At 62.6% G+C, this 19,028-nt stretch carries 17 protein-coding genes; 7 read left to right on the top strand and 10 right to left on the bottom strand.

Annotated elements, in window-relative coordinates; genetic code table 11:
* Window positions 1-262: 262 nt before the first annotated feature.
* The 6 genes from XI06_RS02595 to XI06_RS02570 all read left to right on the top strand — a co-directional run bounded on the left by XI06_RS02595 (window position 263) and on the right by XI06_RS02570 (window position 6,321).
* Window positions 263-1,222, top strand: a complete 960-nt coding sequence (locus tag XI06_RS02595) for an SGNH/GDSL hydrolase family protein (RefSeq protein WP_271604591.1) — start codon at window positions 263-265, stop codon at window positions 1,220-1,222.
* An 11-nt stretch (window positions 1,223-1,233) separates the two neighbouring features.
* Window positions 1,234-2,619 (top strand): MBOAT family O-acyltransferase, encoded by a 1,386-nt coding sequence (locus XI06_RS02590; protein ID WP_271604590.1) that lies wholly within the window; start codon window positions 1,234-1,236, stop codon window positions 2,617-2,619.
* A gap of 81 nt (window positions 2,620-2,700) precedes the next feature.
* The gene (locus XI06_RS02585) at window positions 2,701-3,132 is read left to right on the top strand and encodes an SxtJ family membrane protein (protein ID WP_271604589.1); all 432 of its coding nucleotides are present in this window, start codon (window positions 2,701-2,703) and stop codon (window positions 3,130-3,132) included.
* A gap of 9 nt (window positions 3,133-3,141) precedes the next feature.
* Window positions 3,142-3,291, top strand: a complete 150-nt coding sequence (locus XI06_RS02580; protein WP_271604588.1) for a DUF5989 family protein — start codon at window positions 3,142-3,144, stop codon at window positions 3,289-3,291.
* Window positions 3,292-3,302: 11 nt separating this feature from the next.
* Window positions 3,303-5,141 (top strand): carbamoyltransferase family protein, encoded by a 1,839-nt coding sequence (locus XI06_RS02575; RefSeq protein WP_271604587.1) that lies wholly within the window; start codon window positions 3,303-3,305, stop codon window positions 5,139-5,141.
* Entirely contained in the window at window positions 5,122-6,321 is a 1,200-nt protein-coding gene (locus XI06_RS02570) for an SGNH/GDSL hydrolase family protein (protein ID WP_271604586.1), read from the top strand. Before XI06_RS02575 ends, XI06_RS02570 begins: the two co-directional genes overlap by 20 nt.
* 38 nt (window positions 6,322-6,359) lie before the next feature.
* Here XI06_RS02570 and XI06_RS02565 read toward each other — a convergent pair whose 3' ends face one another.
* Complete coding sequence (locus XI06_RS02565; protein ID WP_271604585.1) at window positions 6,360-8,408, bottom strand: NF038122 family metalloprotease; 2,049 nt, start codon at window positions 8,406-8,408, stop codon at window positions 6,360-6,362.
* Between the two features lie 214 nt (window positions 8,409-8,622).
* Window positions 8,623-9,309, bottom strand: a complete 687-nt coding sequence (locus XI06_RS02560) for a hypothetical protein (RefSeq protein WP_271604584.1) — start codon at window positions 9,307-9,309, stop codon at window positions 8,623-8,625.
* 282 nt (window positions 9,310-9,591) lie between these two features.
* On the opposite strand from XI06_RS02560, the gene XI06_RS02555 reads away from it, so the two are divergent.
* Window positions 9,592-13,191: an autotransporter outer membrane beta-barrel domain-containing protein gene (locus XI06_RS02555; RefSeq protein WP_271604583.1), complete on the top strand. Its 3,600-nt coding sequence runs from the start codon at window positions 9,592-9,594 to the stop codon at window positions 13,189-13,191.
* 9 nt (window positions 13,192-13,200) lie between these two features.
* On the opposite strand, the gene gspM is transcribed toward XI06_RS02555, so the two are convergent.
* Genes gspM through XI06_RS02515 form a run of 8 tightly spaced genes read right to left on the bottom strand, consistent with a single transcriptional unit; the run spans window position 13,201 to window position 19,021 of the window.
* Window positions 13,201-13,803, bottom strand: a complete 603-nt coding sequence (gene gspM / locus XI06_RS02550; RefSeq protein WP_271604582.1) for a type II secretion system protein GspM — start codon at window positions 13,801-13,803, stop codon at window positions 13,201-13,203.
* Entirely contained in the window at window positions 13,800-14,837 is a 1,038-nt protein-coding gene (locus XI06_RS02545; protein WP_271604581.1) for a PilN domain-containing protein, read from the bottom strand. The genes gspM and XI06_RS02545 overlap by 4 nt, the downstream gene beginning before the upstream one ends.
* A 1-nt stretch (window position 14,838) precedes the next feature.
* On the bottom strand, window positions 14,839-15,753 hold the full coding sequence (locus XI06_RS02540; RefSeq protein WP_271604580.1) for a general secretion pathway protein GspK: 915 nt from the start codon (window positions 15,751-15,753) through the stop codon (window positions 14,839-14,841).
* Window positions 15,750-16,454, bottom strand: a complete 705-nt coding sequence (locus tag XI06_RS02535) for a general secretion pathway protein GspJ (protein WP_271604579.1) — start codon at window positions 16,452-16,454, stop codon at window positions 15,750-15,752. The genes XI06_RS02540 and XI06_RS02535 overlap by 4 nt, the downstream gene beginning before the upstream one ends.
* Window positions 16,455-16,483: 29 nt before the next feature.
* Complete coding sequence (locus XI06_RS02530) at window positions 16,484-16,891, bottom strand: PulJ/GspJ family protein (protein WP_271604578.1); 408 nt, start codon at window positions 16,889-16,891, stop codon at window positions 16,484-16,486.
* Window positions 16,860-17,369, bottom strand: a complete 510-nt coding sequence (locus tag XI06_RS02525) for a prepilin-type N-terminal cleavage/methylation domain-containing protein (protein ID WP_271604577.1) — start codon at window positions 17,367-17,369, stop codon at window positions 16,860-16,862. The genes XI06_RS02530 and XI06_RS02525 overlap by 32 nt, the downstream gene beginning before the upstream one ends.
* On the bottom strand, window positions 17,332-17,787 hold the full coding sequence (gene gspG, locus XI06_RS02520) for a type II secretion system major pseudopilin GspG (RefSeq protein ID WP_271604576.1): 456 nt from the start codon (window positions 17,785-17,787) through the stop codon (window positions 17,332-17,334). The genes XI06_RS02525 and gspG overlap by 38 nt, the downstream gene beginning before the upstream one ends.
* 22 nt (window positions 17,788-17,809) lie before the next feature.
* Entirely contained in the window at window positions 17,810-19,021 is a 1,212-nt protein-coding gene (locus XI06_RS02515; RefSeq protein ID WP_237891484.1) for a type II secretion system F family protein, read from the bottom strand.
* Window positions 19,022-19,028: the final 7 nt, after the last annotated feature.

Raw genomic sequence — 19,028 nt, 5'->3', positions numbered from 1 at the left:
CCCCTCCCTGGCAGACGAGCGAGCCGCACAGCAGTGGCACGACTGCAAAACCGATCCTCGTCGGATTGACGGATCCAAGCTGGCTCTATAGCGAGAACTACCGGGGAGCGCGACGGGATTGTGGATTGAAAGCGCTCCTCAGGGCGGATAGATAGCTTGGCAACGACGTCCAGGTCCAATCGGCGGGCCTTCCGACCTTAGCGGGCAAATCAGGCTCGCCGGCGATCGGCGAAACCGCGAATTTCCCCAACGGTTCTAAAGCATGCGCAAGCAATTCGTCTTCTCGATAATCGCATTCGCCCTTTCATTGCTCGTTTCCGTCGTCGCGGCCGAAGGCATCCTGCGCCTCAAGAACAGCTCGATGAAGAACTACGATATCGAAATGTGGCGTTACGCACGAGAGCTGAAGACTCCGAGCCCCCAGCCTGAACTTGGGCATGACCACATCAAGAACGGTTCCGCGATACTCCAATCCGTGGAAATCCGGACGAACGACTGGAAGTTGCGCGGTGGACCCGTATTGCCTCGCGATGAGGTCGATCGCCGCATTCTCTTCCTGGGCGGCTCTATCACCCTCGGTTGGGGCGTGCCGGAGAACGAAACGATCACGTCTCGTGTCCAGACCGCGCTCCGCGAAAAGGGCGAGAAGGTCGACGTCCTCAATGGTGGTGTCGGCAATTACAATGCCGAACGATATGTTCAACGGTTCTTCTCGGAGCTCGCAGGACTGAAGCCGACGGATATCGTGGTTCAATACTTTCTTCGCGATGCGGAGCAACTCGACCCGAGTGGCGGCAACTGGTTCTTGAGGAACAGCGAACTTGCGGTGACGATCTGGATCGCTGCAAATCGCGTCTTGAACAGATCCGGCGAAACCTCGCTCATCGATCATTATCAAAATGTCTACCGCGACGATCAGCCAGGCTTTGTCGAAATGCAGCGTCAGCTTCGCGAACTCGCCGACTACGCGAAGAAGAACAATATCCGCCTGTACTTCGCGATGATGCCGGACGTTCACAATCTCAAGAACTATCCGTTCGGATTCATCCATGAAAAAATGAAGACCATCGCGCGGGCCGATGGCTACAAATACGTCGATCTTCTGCCGGCGCTGAGCAATCTCTCGCCCGAGCAGATCTGGGCGATGCCCGGCGATCCGCATCCCAATGCGCTCGGTCACAAGTTGATGGCCGACGCCGTTCTCCCCGTTCTCGATCCATAATCGCGAACGAGATGCTTTTCTCCGATCCGATTTTCGGCGTCTTTTTCGCGTTGTATTTCGGCGCTCATCTTGCGACGCCGCCGCGCCATCGTCTCTACCTCTTGATCGTCGGGAGCACGATCTTCTACGGTTGGTGGAAGGTCGAGTATATCTGGTTGCCCTACCTGCTGAGCGCGATCGCTTGGGGCGGCGTGCTATTCATTGAGCGAGCCAAGGCACCCGAAAGTCGAAAGCGGCGCCTCGCGGCAACTTTGATTCTGCTTTTCATTCCGCTCATTGCATTCAAATACACGCACTTCCTTGTCTACGATGTCCTCGGGGCGTTCGTGCAGGGTTCTGACGACCGGTTTCGCTTTGCGCTTCCTCTCGGAGTCTCGTTCGTCACGTTCACGCTCACGGCTTATGTAGTCGACACTTACCGAGGCCGCTTCCCTCCCGTCCGCAAATTCACCGAGATCCTCGGTTACGTCCTGTTCTTCCCTCATTTGATCGCCGGGCCGATTCTTCGCCCGAACGAGTTTCTGCCTCAACTCTCAAAGGTCAGGCGAGCGTTCGATGCTCGCTTTACGCTGGGGGCGGCCCTGTTCGTTCTCGGTCTCTGCAAGAAGCTGATCTTTGCGGACGCGATCGCGCCCTATGTCGACGCGGTCTACGCACCCGGCCCCCACAGCAGCCTGGACTATCTGCTCGCGATCTACGGCTTCTCGGTTCAGATTTACTGCGACTTCAGCGGCTATACCGATATGGCGATTGGCCTCGCCTATCTCTTGCGCATTCGCCTGCCGCAGAACTTCCGATCTCCTTATAGTTCGGGATCGATCGTCGAGTTCTGGCGCCGGTGGCACATCACCCTGTCGTTCTGGCTGCGCGACTATCTTTACATCCCGCTCGGCGGCAACCGGTTCGGATTTTCCCGCCAGATCATCAACCTCATGATCACCATGCTGTTGGGCGGCCTCTGGCACGGGGCCAACTGGACCTTCGTGATATGGGGAGGCCTGCATGGCTGCGGGCTTGCGGCAAACCATTTGCGCAATCGCTATTGGCCCGCTTTCAAACTGCCTCGCTGGGTCGGCATCCTCGTCACGTTCAACCTCGTGACGATCGCCTGGATCTACTTCCGGTCTCCCAACCTTGGATTGGCCAAGGAGATCCTTGCGGGCCCCTTCACTGGAGCTTTGCCGGACCCTTGGGCCTTCCTGTCCGAGCATGCTTACCCTATCGCCCTGATCCTCGTGTTCCTTGCCGCGCACCCCTCTGATAGCCATGCGAGAATTCGGCTAGCGCTCAAGACCACGCCAAAATCCATCGTGTGGGCCCTCTTGCTGGTGCTCGCCACGCTGGCCATTGCGCTGAGCCAGGGCAGCTCCGCCAAATTCATCTATTTCGACTTCTAAGCCATTGAATTTGCTTTTCATTTGCCACCAACGTGAAACGCCTGTATCTAGGGCCCGCATTGTTTCGAACATGCTGGGCAAATGACGAACGGCAATCATCACGAATTCGGCGCGCGGAGTCTTGCCGTCGGAACTCCATCGAATCGATCCTTCGGGCTCGTGTTCGCCGTCGTGTTTGCCACCTGGGCCGGGCATCTTGTCTACCAGGGCAAAACGGCCTGGATGGTCGTTGCGCCGCTTGCAGTGATTTTTGGCGTGGCCGGCCTCCTGAATGCCACGTGCCTCACCCCGCTCAACAGGCTGTGGATGAAGTTCGGCCATCTGTTGTCGCTGATCGTTGCGCCTGTCGCGCTCGGCATCTTGTTCTTTCTCGTCATCGCGCCGATCGGTTTTCTGGCTCGCGGGTTCGGCAAGGACTTCCTTCGCGTCAAGAAAGACGCCAGCAAGTCCTCCTACTGGATACCGCGCCAACCTCCTGGGCCGGACGCTGCGAGCATGCATCATCAGTTCTAGGAGATCATCTTGTCGTTTCTGGCTGAGTTTTGGGCATTCTTGCGCGTGCGCAAGAAGTTTTGGCTTCTCCCTGTTCTGGTCATGATGGTGCTGTTGGGCGGTTTGATCGTGCTCAGTCAGACGAGCGCCGTCGCGCCGTTCATCTACGCCCTGTTTTAGCCGCCTCCTCGATGCGGATTCTGGGCATATCTGCTTACTATCACGACAGCGCCGCGGCACTGGTCGAGGATGGACGCATCGTTGCGGCGGCCCAGGAGGAGCGCTTTACACGGCGAAAGCACGACCCTTCGTTCCCTTCGAACGCGATCGACTACTGCCTCCGGCACGCCGGCTGCTCGCTGGGTGAGCTCGACGCAATCTCCTTCTACGACAAGCCGTTTCTAAAATTCGAGCGACTGCTCGAGACATACCTCTCGTTTGCACCGAAAGGCTTTTCGTCCTTTCGAAAAGCCATGCCGTTGTGGCTCCGTGAGAAGCTTTTTCAGAAGGACCTTCTGCTCCGCGAGTTTCGCAAAATAGCCGATGCGGACATCGACCAGAAAAAGCTGCTCTTTTCCGAGCATCATTTCGCTCACGCCGCATCCGCCTTCTATCCATCTCCCTTCGTCGACGCCGCAGTCTTGACAATGGACGGCGTCGGCGAGTGGACGACGTCCTCGCTGGCGATCGGGAGCGGGAAAGATCTTTCCATCCAGAAAGAACTCCACTTTCCGCATTCACTCGGGCTGCTCTATTCGGCCTTTACCTACTATCTCGGCTTCAAGGTCAACTCCGGCGAATACAAGGTCATGGGCCTTGCACCTTACGGCGTTCCAAAATACGCGCAGCAGATCCTTGATCGCATCGTCGATGTTAAGCCGGATGGCAGCTTCTGGCTCGACCAGAAGTACTTCGACTACTGCACCGGGCTCACGATGACCAACGAGCACTTTGCAGAGCAGTTTGGCCAGCCGACGAGAACACCCGAACAGCTTCTCACTCAGTTTCACATGGATATGGCCGCTTCGATCCAGGCCGTCACCGAGGACATCGTACTCAAGATCGCGCGGTCCATCCGGACAGAGACCGGCGCCAGGAATCTCTGTCTCGCCGGAGGCGTTGCGCTCAATTGCGTTGCCAACGGCAAACTCTTCAAGGAAGGGGTTTTTGACGACATCTGGATCCAGCCCGCGGCTGGGGATGCCGGAGGTGCGGTCGGAACCGCTCTGGCCGCATATCACCTGAACATGGGACAGCCGCGTCGCGTCATGCCCAACGGGCAGGACGGCATGAGCGGCGCATATCTGGGGCCGGAATTCACTCAAAGCGAAATTGAGCAACAACTGAAGAGCGCGCAGGCCCGCTTCTCTATCCTCACCGACGAGGAAATCACCGAGGCCACGGCTCAAGCCCTCGCCGACGGGAAAGCCGTGGGCTGGATGCAGGGCCGAATGGAATTCGGGCCCCGCGCCCTCGGCGGAAGATCGATCCTTGGCGACCCACGATCCCCGACCATGCAGAAAATGCTCAATCTGAAGGTGAAGTATCGCGAGAGCTTCCGTCCTTTTGCGCCCTCGGTGCTCAGGGAAGACTTGGCCGATTGGTTCGAGCTCGACTGCGACTCGCCATACATGCTTCTGGTCGCCGACGTCGTGAATTCGTGCCGACGGCAAATGACCGAAAGCGAAGCCTCATTGTTCGGCATCGACAAGCTCAATGTGCCGAGATCTGATGTTCCGGCGGTGACCCATGTCGACTATTCCGCGCGCATCCAGACCGTCCATCGTGAAACGAATGCGCCTTACCACGCGCTGATCTCCCGCTTCAAAGCTCTTACGGGCTGCCCACTGCTCGTGAACACAAGCTTCAACGTTCGAGGCGAACCAATCGTCTGCAGTCCGACCGACGCTTTTCGATGCTTCATGGGATCAGAAATTGAGGTCTTAGTGGTCGGCAATGCCTATTTGAAGAAGGAAGATCAGGATCCCTCCCTCAAGTTGAATTACGAACATGCTTTCGACCTCGACTGAAGCGGGCAAGGACGGCACCACCAGGAGCGTCATCGGCACCGCGAAACGCGCCCTGTATTCCGGAGCGCGGCTGCTCGCGGCATGGCTCTTCGTCTTTGCGTTTTTGGGTTTGAGTGTCGAAGGTGTAGCGCGGCTCTTGTTTCCGTATGTGCCACCAAGTGTGTGGGACTACCGAAGCTCCCGTCCTCCCGCATACAAGAATTCCCCATTCTTCTCGCAGGACTTCATCGAGGAATCGCGCTCCCATCAGAATTGGATCAATCCGAAGGGCACCAGGATCATATATCCCGGGGACTATAGCGGCCGTTGGTTCAACGTAAGTGAGGGTATCAGGCGAACTGTCGGCTCTCCCGACACGGTCGAGCGCCGAATTCTCTTGATCGGGAGTTCGACCATCTACAACGCCGAGGTGCCTGACGACTTCACAATAGCAAGCCGGCTTCAGGCGATTCTCAGGAACCATGGAATCACAAAAATTCAGGTCCTCAATTTTGGCGCATCCGGCGTCAACGTTGCCCAACAGCTGGAGCGCCTGAAGACCTTGACGATCGGCCCGCAGGATATCGTTCTGTTCTACGACGGTACGGGCGATGCGATGCAGGGCGTCTTTTACGCGAATTTCGATGGGTGGATCGTCGGCGAGAATCGCAAACATCTCGACAACTTCATCGCTCGCAACAGAACCGGACTCGAACATCTCGCGAGGTATAGTCGTTTCTTCAATTGGCTCTACGCGAAGTCGACGAACTATCTTCCAGAACACCTGAAGCACCCGGATCAGATCAAATCACTGGCCGTGCAATCGAGAGAGAAGCTGCTTCAAGGCCTGCTCGAAACTAACACCTATGTCCATTCGAAGGGCGCAGCCTTCGTCCACGTCCTGCAGCCCGACCTGTTTGCGCGGCCACTCCGCGACTTCGAGCGTTCCCTGGTTCAGAACCACTTCCTCACGATGGAAGGTACTGAACCGGCTCTACGCACCGCTCACGATGAATTCAAATCACTCACCGGATCTCTGACATCCGCTGGTGTCATCGCATTTGATGCAACTGCTCTGCTTGATGACATTACCGAGCCGATCTATCTTGATTTTGCCCATACGAACGAGCTGGCAAATCAGCGGATCGCTGAATTCCTGTACGAGACGCTCACCCGGTCCGGCACGCTGGTCAAGAACTGACGGCAGTCACTTAGGACGGCAGTCTGCGTCCACGACTGTCACGACAGGAAGAAGCCCGAGTGCTGGCTGAGAATTGAATGGATGAGATCTGCGGAGTAGTGGACCGAAGTGTCGTGCACTCCGCTGGCCGCGGCAGCTGGCGAGATCACTCCGTCACCGTTCAGATCCTGCTGAAAGCTTGATTCGTAACTCTTCAACGCGACGCTCGAGTCTAATATTGCCGCAGTGTTGGTCACGTAATTACCGTTGCTGTCCAACGTCCAGATGATGAACTGATCGGCTCCGCTCGAATGCATCGCAAAAATAAACCCTGTTGAGGTCTTTTCCGCAGCCACCGGGGACCAACCCGAAAACTGTCCGGCGGCAAGCGGCGCGCCGTTGAGCATCACCTCGGGCCCTGAACCACCTGCGGTCGGATTGAGGAAGTAATTGCTTCCCACTTGGACCAGGCTGGTTGCACCGAACGATTCGATCGTGGTCGACGGCGTGGTTGCCGGAATTCCGATGATTCCGTCGCCATTGAGGTCCTGATGGAAGCTCGTCTCGTGGTTCTCTAGCGTGGTGCTTGTGCCCGACACCGACGCTGCATTCGTTAGATAGTTGCCGTTGCCGTCCAGCGTCCAAATGATGAACTGGCCGGAGTTCGACTTCATGGCAAGCTCATAGCCGCTCAACAATTTTTCAGCTCCCACCGGGGCCCAACCCGAAAATTGACCCGCCATCAGGGCCGCGCCGTTGAGCGTCACCTCGGGCCCCGAACCACCTGCGGTCGGATTGAGTAAGTAATTGCTTCCCACTTGGATCAGGCTGGTTGCACCGAACGATTCGATCGTGGTCGACGGCGTGGTCGCCGGAATTCCGATGATTCCGTCGCCATTGAGATCCTGATGGAAGATCGTCTCGTGGTTCTCTAGCGTAGTGCTTGTACCCGACACCGACGCCGCATTCGTTAGATAGTTGCCGTTGCCGTCCAGCGTCCAAATGATGAACTGGCCGGAGTTCGACTTCATGGCAAGCTCATAGCCGCTCGACAATTTTTCGGCCGCCACCGGGGCCCAACCCGAAAATTGATCTACCATCAGGGGGGAGCCACTCAACATCACCTCAGGCCCCGTGCCGCCTACGGTCGGATTAAGGAAGTAGCCATTGCCCGCCTGCACGAGGCTGGTCGCACCATAGGCCTCGATCGTCGTCGGCGTGCTGGCGGCCACATGAAATCCCAACGCATCGAGTTGCTTCAGGTCGATGGCCGTCAGGCCCTGAATGGTGTTGCTGGTATAGTATTCATTGAAGGGATCGTTGGGCCCTTGCACACCGCTGTTCAGGAAGTCGCTTGGATCGGAGGACTGGCCGTAATCCGCCAGCTTGGTGTTGCCCCCGTCCAGCGAGAAATAAGCGGCCGGCGCGGTCTGGGCGCCGGAAAACAGATGCACGCCGGGGCTGGTGAAACGATAGAAATCGAAGACGTCCGGGGCTGACCCATATGGCACACGGCCCATCGCATGGCTCAGCTCATGAAGGGCGACACCAACCAGTAGATTTGAGTTAATATCAGTCGAAAAATACGCGCTGGCATCGTCGGTCGTCGTGTCGTTGGCACCAATCACACCCCAAAGCTTCAGCTGCGCATTCCAGACAGCGACGTTCGACTGTCCCTGGATCGCTGTCCCGCTCGGGAGGCTGTTAAACGCGGTGTCGCCTGGGCTGGCGTGATTCACCAGTTCCGAGTGAACCCACGAATAATTCTCGTAAAGTCCACTGTCGGGTCCGGCCGCTGCACCACCCCCTGTGCCACTGTAGTCAATGTTAATGTTAACGGTGATTTTGTCGGTAATGTTGGCAGCCAGGATCGCCACCGCCTGCTGCAAGCCGCTTTTGAAACTCGCCGGCGCAGCCTGCGCTGCAGCATCGAGAACGAGATTGATGATGATTCCGCCCGCGGTGACCGACAAGACCGAGCCGGTCGTTGTCCCTCCCGACGCCGAGCCTTCCGAAGCCGCTGGGATATAACTTCCCTGAATGCGGTCGCCAACGACAGTGTATAAAGAATCGTCGGAGACTTCGTCCGGCGTAGATTTTGATCTCATCGTCTATCCTTCGACTCGAACACCTTCAGTCCCAGACGTGGTTCGGCTGTGGCCAAGAGCGGAGGCGAAGAAGATCGGAACCCTCCCCGCCCCGGTACCGTCCTATTAGGCGGCCGTAAGGATCAGCGCTTCGGGGTTAATTTGCGGTTGCACGGCGTCAGGAAGTCGGCATCTTAATGACGACCGAAATCCCCTTCGCTACCTGATTCAGCGCTCAGAGCCCGTCCGACTCGCCGTTCTTCGGCGTCGAGTGCGGCATGAAGGGTGCGAACGATGTAGAGGCCGTGGTCGGCATGGTCAGCTTGCCGCCGCCATCCGCAGGTGCTGCGGGCGATCCCGCGGGAGCGGTCTCGGGGCGCTGCAACGCCAGCACCTCGCTGCGATCGCCCTGCTTGAACGTCACTTCGCGCGGCTGCACCGAGGTCAATGACCAACCACCGACTGATTCGCCTTGGCGCAGACGGACGACCTTCTGGTCGGTGCGGTTGACCAGGATCGCGATGGCGTCGCCCCCGCCCACCACGGCTCCGACCAGCGCCAGCGGCGGCGGCGCTTCGATCGGCCTTGGCGGCGGCGGCGCGCGAACCTCGTCGACCGGGGCGGCTGCGACCGCGCGCGGCGGCGGGCGCCGCGTGGCCGAGAAGATCGGTCGCTCCTGGGTGACTGTGAGCGCCGACAGAGGCACCGACCACAGCGGGTTGCCGCGAGGGGCCGGCTTGCTTGCATTCGGCTCGGCCCGGACGATCGGCCTGACCGCGCCAACCTCAACGCTCTCGGCGGGGCTGCCGGCGGCATCGTCGGGCAGGATGTCCATGCGCGAGGAGGTCGCAGCGATGGCCCCGGCAACGCCAAACACCGCGCAGAGCGCGGCGACCCCTGTCGACCTCAGCCATCCCGACATCGAAAGTCCCTTGCAGCCGCAACAGTCCGCGACAACCTTGTCGCAGCAACCTAGTTCTGATGGGCCTCGCCATCAACCCGCTCCGCGCCGGTTCCTGCCCTCGTCATATTGCGATGCGCCAAAAGTGTTGCCCAATGGCCACGATTGCTGAAATTGCAAAGTAAACCGGCGGGAACTTCCGGCAAATTGATGCCCGTTCATTGCGGCCGGTCGCGACGCCGTGGGATCATTACCCCGGGGCGCGGTCGCTCCTGATTTGCTTTCGCGATTTGTGAAGAGCCGATGGCCAGTTCGATCATGGCGCCTGGAAGAATTGATGGCCGGCTGCGCGCGGTCATCAAGCTTTCGTTGGCGACCCTGCTGGCGACCACCGCGCTCGGCGTCGTCGCCGCGCACGCGGTCGACGGCACCTGGGTTGGCGCCACCACCGACTGGACCGATCCGGCGAACTGGTCGAGTTCCGCCGTGCCGGACGGAACCGCAACCTTCGGCACCACCGGAAGCGCCGCCGTAGATAACAATAACGGCATCGTCATCATCGGCACGATCCTGTTCGTCGGCACCGCTCAGGCCTATTCGGTCACTGTCGGTAACCCGTTCATCGTCAACGGCACAGGCATCATCAACAATTCCGGCAACACGCAGAATTTCGGAGTCACCTCCGGCAACAATCTGGTGTTTCAGCAGAGCAGCACCGCGAGTGGCGGCACCGGTGCGGTGATCATCACCAACGCGACCGGCGGCACCGTCAACTTCATCCAGAACAGCACGGCCGGCACGGTCACCCTTATCAACAACAGCTTCGTGACGTTCGAGGATTTCGCCTCGGCTAGCACCTCACAAATCACCAACAACGCGAACGGCCAGATCGACTTCTTCAGCAACGCGACGGCCGCCGGCTCCACCATCATCAACGCGGCATCCGCGACGCTGAACTTCCACAACAACACCACCGCTGGCACCTCAAGCATCACCAACAGCGGCTCGCTGAATTTCGACGGTTCCGCCATCGCGGGCAATTCCACCATCACGACCAACAATCTCGCCACCACGACCTTCAGCGGCACGGCGAGCGGTGGCAACGCACGCTTCATCACCAATGCCGGCGGCACGGTCGACTTTTCCGGCCTGACCAATGGCGGGACGACCGCGGGCTCGATCGAAGGCGCAGGCGACTATGTGCTCGGCGCCAACACGCTGACCACCGGCAGCCTCAACACCTCGACCGTGGTCGACGGCGTGATCTCGGGCACCGGCGGCAGCCTGACCAAGGTCGGCACCGGCACGCTGACGCTGACCGGCGCCAACACCTACACCGGCGCGACAACGGTCTCGGCGGGCACGCTGGCGCTGTCGGGCTTCGCCGACATCTCGTCATCGAGCGTCGTGACGGTGAACGCGATCTTCGATATCTCGGCGATCACCCCGTCATTCGCTCCGATCACGACGCTGGTCGGCAGCTCGAGCGGCATCGTCAATTTGGGCACCAAGGGCCTGTTCATCATCAACGGCTCGACCGAGTTCGCCGGCGTGATCCAGGGCACGGGCGGGCTGGAGGTCTTCGGCGGAACGCAGACGCTGTCCGGCGTGAACACCTACACCAACACGACGCAGATCGACGCGGGCGCGACGCTGGCCTTGAAAGGCAGCGGATCGATCGCGAGCTCGGCGAGCGTCACGTTCACGCCAGGCGCTGGCGGGACATTCGACATTTCGCAGACGACCTCCGGCGCGACCGCGAACGCGCTGGTCTCCGCCACCGGCGGCAGCATCGTTTCGCTGGGATCGAAGACGCTGACGATCACCACCGGCAGCTTGTACGGCGGCGTGATCCAGGATGGCGGCATCGCGGGCGGCACCGGCGGCAACCTCGTCATCGCGAACGGCGCCTTGCAGCAGCTCTCCGGCATCAATACCTACACCGGCACCACGACCATCGCCGCTGGCGGCGAGCTCGATCTCACCAACGGCGGCAGCGACGGCAGCATTGCGACCTCGAGCAATGTCATCGCCAACGGCATCTTCGACATCTCGGGCCTCGCCGCGGGCACCTCGATCAAATCGCTGTCGGGCTCGGGCAACGTCAATCTCGGCGCCGACACGCTGACCATCACGGGCGGCAACAGCACCTTCGCCGGCATCATCGGCGACGGCGGCGCGGGCGGCGGCCTCACCATGGCCGGCGGCACGGAAACCCTGACCGGCGCCAACACCTACACCGGCGCGACCACTGTCAACGGCGGCAGGCTGCAGGTCGACGGCACCATCGTCAGCGCCAGCACCGTCAATGCCGGCGGCACGCTCGCAGGCACCGGCACCGTCGGCAACGTCGCGGTCACCGGCGGCACGCTGGCGCCGGGCCACGCGGGCGCGATCGGCACGCTGGCGGTCAACGGGTCGCTGAGCTTCACCGCCGCCTCGACCTATATGGTGCAGGTTTCCTCCAGCACTGCCAGCCTCACCAACGTCACAGGCGCGGCCACGCTCGGCGGCGCGACGGTGAGCGCGATCTTCGGCTCCGGCAGCGTCAAGAAGCAGTACACGATCCTGACCGCCGCCGGCGGCCTCGGCGGCCCCACCTTCAATCCGGCCGTCGTCTCCAACATGCCGACGATCAACGCGACGCTGAGCTACGTCGGCAACAACGTCTTCCTCAACATCGGCGTCGACTTCACGCCAAGCGGCGGCGGCCTCAGTGTCAATCAGCAGAACGTCGCGAACACGCTTGCCAGCTTCTTCAATTCCACCGGCAGCATCCCGGCGGCCTTCGTCGCGCTGACGCCGTCCAGGCTAACCACCGTCTCGGGCGAGCTGGGCACCGGCATCATCCAGTCCGCGATCAATGCCGACGGCCAGTTCCTCAACCTGATGCTCGATCCGACCATCGCGGGCCGCTCGAGCGGCTTCACCAAGGCGGGCAGCGTCGCGCAATTCGCTGAGAGCGATGACGAATCCGCATATGCCTCGATGCGCCCGGCCACCGCGCGCGAGCGCGAGGCCTTTGCGATGGCGACCAAGGCGCCGCTGCTGTCTTCGCAGCCGATCAATCGCTGGAGCGTCTGGACGGCCGGCTATGGCGGCTCGGCGCAGGTCGGCGGCAATGCCGCGGTCGGCTCGCAGGATCTGACGGCACGGGTCTGGGGCGGCGCGGCCGGCGCCGACTACAGGATTTCGATGGATACGCTGGTCGGCTTTGCGCTCGGCGGCGGCGGGCTGAACTACTCGCTTGCCAACGCGATGGGTACGGGCTCGGCCGACCTGTTCCAGGCCGGCGCTTACGGCCGACACAATTTCGGACCCGCTTATATCTCGGCCGCCCTCGCCTATGGCTGGCACGACGTCACCACCAACCGCACCGTGATCGGCGCGGACCAGCTCCAGGCCCGATTCAAGGCCGACACGTTCTCCGCGCGCTTCGAGGGCGGCTATCGCTTCACCACGCCGCTGGTCGGCCTCACGCCCTACGCGGCCGCACAGGTCACGAACTTCAACCTGCCCAATTATTTCGAAGTAAGCCTCAATGGCGGCGGCTTGTTTGCGCTGAACTACGCCTCGCAATCGCTGACCGATACCCGCTCGGAGCTCGGCCTGCGCACCGACAAATCCTATGCGATGCAGAACGGTGTGCTGACCTTGCGCGGCCGCGCCGCCTGGGCGCACGACTACAATCCGAGCCGCGCCGTCACCGCGCTGTTCCAGACGCTGCCCGGCACCAGCTTCGTCGTCAACGGCGCCAGGGTCGACGCCGATTCCGCGCTGGTGAGCGCCAGCGCCGAGATGAAATGGCTGAACGGCTTCTCGATCGCCGGCACTTTCGACGGCGAGTTCTCCGGCAACGTCACCAGCTACTCCGGCAAGGGCGTGTTCAAGTACTCGTGGTGAGCTGCCTTCCTACTTCACCGCCTGCCACTGGCCGGAAACACCCAAAATCACCCTGACGCGGCCGCTCGGGGCATCGCTCAGTGCCGTGGTCTGCGGCACCTGGACGTCGAGCTGATCGACAAACAGGAACGGCATCCCGGCTTCGAGGTCGTAGAGCACCTTCTGCAGCGCGGGTTGCTCGAGCTCGCAGCTGACGACAAGGCCGACGAAGCCGTCCTTGGTCTGCGCACCCGACACGTCCACCTGCGAGGACTGCACCGAGCCGCCCTGATCGCCCACGGCGGCCGCAACCCGCTGCAACAGATTGGCGCCCGCCACCGTCACCGTCGGCCCTTCCAGAAATGGCGTGCCGGGATGCTCGGCCAGGGCGGCCGCGGCGTTCTTGGCGGCGCCCTTGCGACCGCGCAGCTGGTCGAGCAGGTCGGAGGTCTGCGCCAGGGCCTGGCGATGGGCGATCACGTCGGCGATCGACAGCCCAGCCATCAGGAGCAGCGCGCCCGTCACCGCGAGATAGAGCGTGACCGCGATCGGCGGCGAGCTCAGCCACCGCACCAGCGCGTTTCCGCTTGCGATCCCGTTGCTGCTCACGCCGCTCTTCATTGCGCTGGTCATGGCGCGTTCCTCGCCTCGACCTGCGCTTCGATGTGGAAACGCTCGCCGGGATCGGAGGGGCTGCGCGTCGTCGGAGCGTAGAAGGTCGCGCGGGTGAAGTGCTGGGACTGCTCGATCAGCGGGATCAGCGAGGGCGCATCGCGGGTGATACCGGCGATCTGGAGCTTGTTACCGGCCAGATGCATCTCGGTGACGTAGGTGTGGTCAGGCAACAACCGGCTCAGCGATTCCAGCACGACCACGCTCGCCGGCGTCTCGTATTTGCGCCGCTCCAGCAACGCCAGCGGCGAGCGCTCGCCGCCGTCGGCACCACGGATCGCGGCGCGGCGCTGGGTGATCTGCTGCTCGAGCTCGCTCTCCTGCGCACTCAGACTGTCGGCCAGATAGCCTGCGACGACTGAGCCGAGCAGGGCGGTGACCGCGGCGACGGCCAGCACCACTTGCAGGGTCCGGCTGAGCCGCACCGGATCGATCGCGCCACGCGATTTCTGCTCGAACACTTTGATGCGGCCGCCTTCAGCCGCCTCGGTCAGGACCGCGATCGCGGACGGATGAAAGCCGGACAGCGCCCCGACATAGCCCATCGCCATCAGGCGCGGCGCCGCCGCAATCATCGTGGTGATGCTCTCGCTGCCCTGCGCCACCGGCGCGTCGCAACCGAACACCGCCTCCGCGGCGCTCCACGGCGTCAGCCGGTCGATCTGCGCCCGCACGATGCCGTCGAGGAAATCGGCCGCGCGCGCCGGCAGCTCCAGCGGGCGGAACAGGAAGCGGGCCGGCCGCAGCACGATCTCGACGCGGCAGCCGCGGACAATTGGCGCGAGATTGGCGCCGGTGAACTTGCCGTCCTCGAACGCGACCTCCTTGGGCGCATTCTCCGGCTTCGAGGCCTCCAGCGCGAACGCGCCGCTCTCGCTCTCGACCAGCCGTATCAGGCGCGGCGACACCATCCGCTCCAGTCCGGAGACCGCGGCACCCGCCACCGTGCCGGTCCAGGCATCGAAAATGTTGCGAACGGAACTGAGCGAACTCATCTCACAGAGGCTTTCCGGCGGAACCATCAAAGGCGTTGTGCCACGACAATACACGATAGGGCTCATCGCCGCTTTCGAGAAGCAGGATGACGATCTCGGCCGAACTCCGCCGGTGCGACGGCGCTTCCGCTGCAACAGTCACACGGTAGGTCTTCGCGCCCTCGATCGTCGCGCTCGCGCTGCCGGCGAGCCCGACCAGCGATTGCGGGTCGACCCTGGGATCGGCGCGGTCGCGCAGCAGCTGTTGCAGGGTCTCCGGGGTCATGCCGGGCAGCGCCGCCAACACCTGCGGCGCGGCGTCGAGCACGTTCACGGTGCGCATGTTGCTGAACACCGTGACGAAGGGCAGCATGCGGTCGATCACGTTGGGGGGAATGCCGCGCACCAGCCACAGCTCGTCACTGTGCTGAAACGGTGCATGGCGCGGCAAATAGGACGCGCCGAGCGTGCGGTAGTAGGAGTCCTCCGGATTGTCCTGGCCGGGCTCCGTCGAGGTCCGCCACGCCAGGATCCGGTCGGCATAATCAGGCGCATCCGCCGCCGACACGCCGAACCCGGTCATCAGGCCAATGAAGATTGCTTTCGGCGCCGCGTTGAGATCGATGCGCGCAGCCTCCGAGCGGAACGTCACGGCAATCAGGCCTGCCCCGACGCGGGCGTTGAAGGTGCCGCTGGTCGAGCGCGTCGCCTCGCTCTGCGCGGTAAGCCGATAGGCCGTAAGCTCGAGCCCCGCATTCATCAGCGCGTCGGCCTGCAATCGGTCGGTGTTCACGGCCACCGTCACCGCCGTGTTGGTGACATAGGTCAGGTAGATCAGCGCGAGCGTGGCGAGCGCAGCCAGCATCCAGAGCACCACGATGACGATGAAGCCGCGATCGTCGCCAATTGCAGCCCGATCCTGAGCCCTGCCGCTCACAGCTGCGGCTCCTGCTTCTGTGCCTGCTGCGGCCTTGGGCCCGTCACGCAGGTCGTCGGATTCTTGGCCCGCGCGCATTCGGCGGGCGCATTGATATGCGGTACCGTCGCCGCCGACACCGCCAGCACCTGGCCGGAGGCGCCGTCCCGCACCGTGATGCGGATGCGTTCAGGCAATTGCGACTGGCCGCGCCAAGTCGGCTGCCAGGTCCTATCAGGACCGGCATAGCCGAAGCTGACCCGGAACGGCGCGCGGATCAGCACCACCTGGTCGATGAAGCGGATCTGGCCGTCGCTGGGCATCGGCTGGAACGGCGCGCGCTCGCGGACCAGCGCCAACCCCTGTGCGTCGGCCTTCTCGATGAAGCGGATGAATTCCAGGCCCGGGCGGGCGCTCGGGCCGAGCGAGGTACGCAGAAACGTCACCGACAGTTCGGCACCATCGAACAGCGGCACCTTGGCGTCGCCATTGATGGTCATCTGCTCGGCAACGGAGAGGTCTGCAACGATGCGGTCGAGCCCCGTGGCGAGACGCTCCGCGCGCTGCACCCGCGCGATGCCACGATTCCAGTTCGGCAGCCACTGCGCCGTGACTGTCGCGAGCGCGGCCAAGATCACGGTCATCAGCAATGTCGCCAGCAGGACTTCGAGCAGCGTGAAACCCGCCTCGGAGGCGACCACGCGGCGCAGGCGTTGCGTCATTCGTTTCGTTGCGCAGGTCATTGCGTGGGTCATTGCGTCGACCTTGGCACCAGCTTCACCGTCGTCACCTGCATCGCGCTGCCGTCGGCGCCCTGGAGGCGCAGATTGACCGCAAACGGCACGAAACGGTCGGTGGCGGGATTGCCGCCGGCGACGTTCATCGGCGTGATGTCGACGCGCCAACGGCTCCCGGCCAGCTGGCCGTTCAGACGGCCGGGCTTGAGAAGTCCGCGCGCGGGCAAGTCTGCAAGCAATGTCTCCGCCGTGCCTGACAGGGCCAGACGCTGGTCGATCGAGCGCGTGCCCCTGACCGTGACCGAGATCACCGAGCCGATGGTTCCAAGCACGATGGCGATGATCGCGAGCGCGACCAGCGTCTCAATCAAGGTGAAGCCGGCGGCGCCGCTAGAGCAGCTTCTGCGGGACAATCTCGACACCTCCGGTCAGCCAGTTGACCCGCACCTCATAGCCCATGCCGGGTCGCGCCAGCGCGATCGTCCCGCCGCACGACATGCCCGACGGAAAGAAGTCGATCGACCGCCCGGTCGCGCGATCGGCGCAGCGCGAGGCCAGCGTCGCCTGCACGACGACATCGCGCGGCAGGCGGATGGTCTGTCCGGTGACGCCGGAGCGGATCGCGCGCGCCTCCGCATCGACGAGAGTTGCAACCCTGACCTGGCGACGCAGCGCGGAGTTGCGATCGGATTTGAGCAGCGCCGCGGTCTCGACCGCATAGCTTTCGAGCTTGGCGCGGGTCGTCGCGTGCGGGATCGCCGGCAGAATGATCGCCGCGAGCAGGCCGATGATCGCGAGCACGCACAGGATCTCGATCAGCGCGAAGCCCCGCTGATCGCAGCCTTGCACATCACCATCAGGTTCAGCGCGCGCCGCTGACGATGTCGGCTGCTGTTCCACTGCCGCCTTCCTGCCCGTCTGATCCGAGCGAGATAATGTCGTAGGGGGCGCTCGCGCCCGGTGACCGATAGACGTAGCCGTGGCCCCAGGGATCGTTGGGCACCACGCCACCGCGCAGGTAGGGCCCGTTCCAGCCGGCCTGGTTGTTGCTCCGCGTCAGTCCGGCGAGGCCTTCATTCGAGGTCGGATAGCGGCCGAGATCGAGGTAGTAGAGGTCGAGCGCACTGGAGAAGCTTTCGATCTGGATCTTCGCCGCCTTGGCCTTGGACTCGCTGAGATAGTTCAGCACGCGCGGGCCGACCAGCGCCATGATCATGCCGATGATGGTGATGACGACGAGCATCTCGACCAGGGTGAAGCCGGCCTCGCCGCGGGCCTCGCTCCGCGGACGACGCCTCGACGGTGGATGTCTGGTCACTTCATGCCTCCCATTCCCTTCTCTAACCGATGATCTGGCTCACCGACATCAGTGCGGTCATCACCGATGTGATCAGACCGCCGACGACGAGCGAGATCGCAATGATCGCCGCGGGCCCGGCAATGCCGACCGCGCGGTCGAGCGTGCGTTGCAGTTTCGATTCGTAGAATTCGGCGACACGGCCTGACAGCATCGGCAACTGGCCGGTTTCGTCACCCAATCGCAGCATGCGGACCGCCATGGGCGGCAACGCCTCCGTCTCCGCAAGCGCATCGGAGAGTTTCGAGCCGTGGCGGACGCGGTCGGCGGCGTCGCTCCAGACCGTGGACGCCCCTGTTGTCGCCATCATGTCAATGAGAATGCGCAGCGTCGTGGTGAGATTGACGCCGCTCCCGAGCAGCAGGCCGAGATTGCGGCAGAACAGCGCCGTACGATACGCGCCCATCACGTTGCGGATGGCGGGCAGCCGGACAAACGCATTGGTCAAGCCGCGGCGGCCACGCTCCTGCCGCAGCACGAGCCACAACGTTGCGACAGTCGCAGCAAGACAGGCCAGCACGATCTCCGAATTGCCGCGCAGGAAGGTCGAGATGTTCAGGAACACGCCGACAACAGGATCGACCTTGGCGCCGAAATCCTGCAGGACGCTGGCAAACTGCGGCAGCACGAATGTCAGGAAGAACAGCAGCACGCAGCCGGCCGCGCCGAGCACGAAGAGCGGATAACGGATCGCATCGGTCAGGCGCCGCCTCAGCGCTTCGGCGCGCGCGCGTTCGCTTGACAACACCTCCAGCACCTGGTCCAGCGACCCCGACGCCTCTCCGACCCGCACCAGCGCAATATACATCGGCGGAAACAATCCCTCATGCCGCGCCAACGCTTCGGCAAAGCTCTCGCCGGAGACGACCCGCGCGCGGATGTCGGCGACAACAGGCAGCAACCGTCCGAAATCCGGATCGGCCGCAAGCAGCTCGAGCGCGTCATTGATGCGGGCGCCGGCGCGCAGCAGCAGCGCGAGGTCGCGCGTGAGAACGGTGACGTCTTCCGGCTTCGGCCTGTTGAACAGCCTGAGCACGCTGCCCGCCGCACCGCCCTCCTCGGGGGTGACATTGTCCACCAGCACCAGGCCGAGCCGCTCGATCCGCGACGCCACGTCGCCCGGCGCCGGCGCGGCGATGGCTCCGGAGACCAGTTCGCCGTTGGCATTGAGGGCGCGGTACCGATAGTTCGGCATTATGTCT

This window comes from Bradyrhizobium sp. CCBAU 11434 (assembly GCF_028128895.1).
In the GTDB taxonomy this organism is placed as follows: domain Bacteria; phylum Pseudomonadota; class Alphaproteobacteria; order Rhizobiales; family Xanthobacteraceae; genus Bradyrhizobium; species Bradyrhizobium zhengyangense.
Note: the sequence above shows the minus strand (reverse complement) of the source record. Positions and strands in the feature narration are given on the sequence as shown.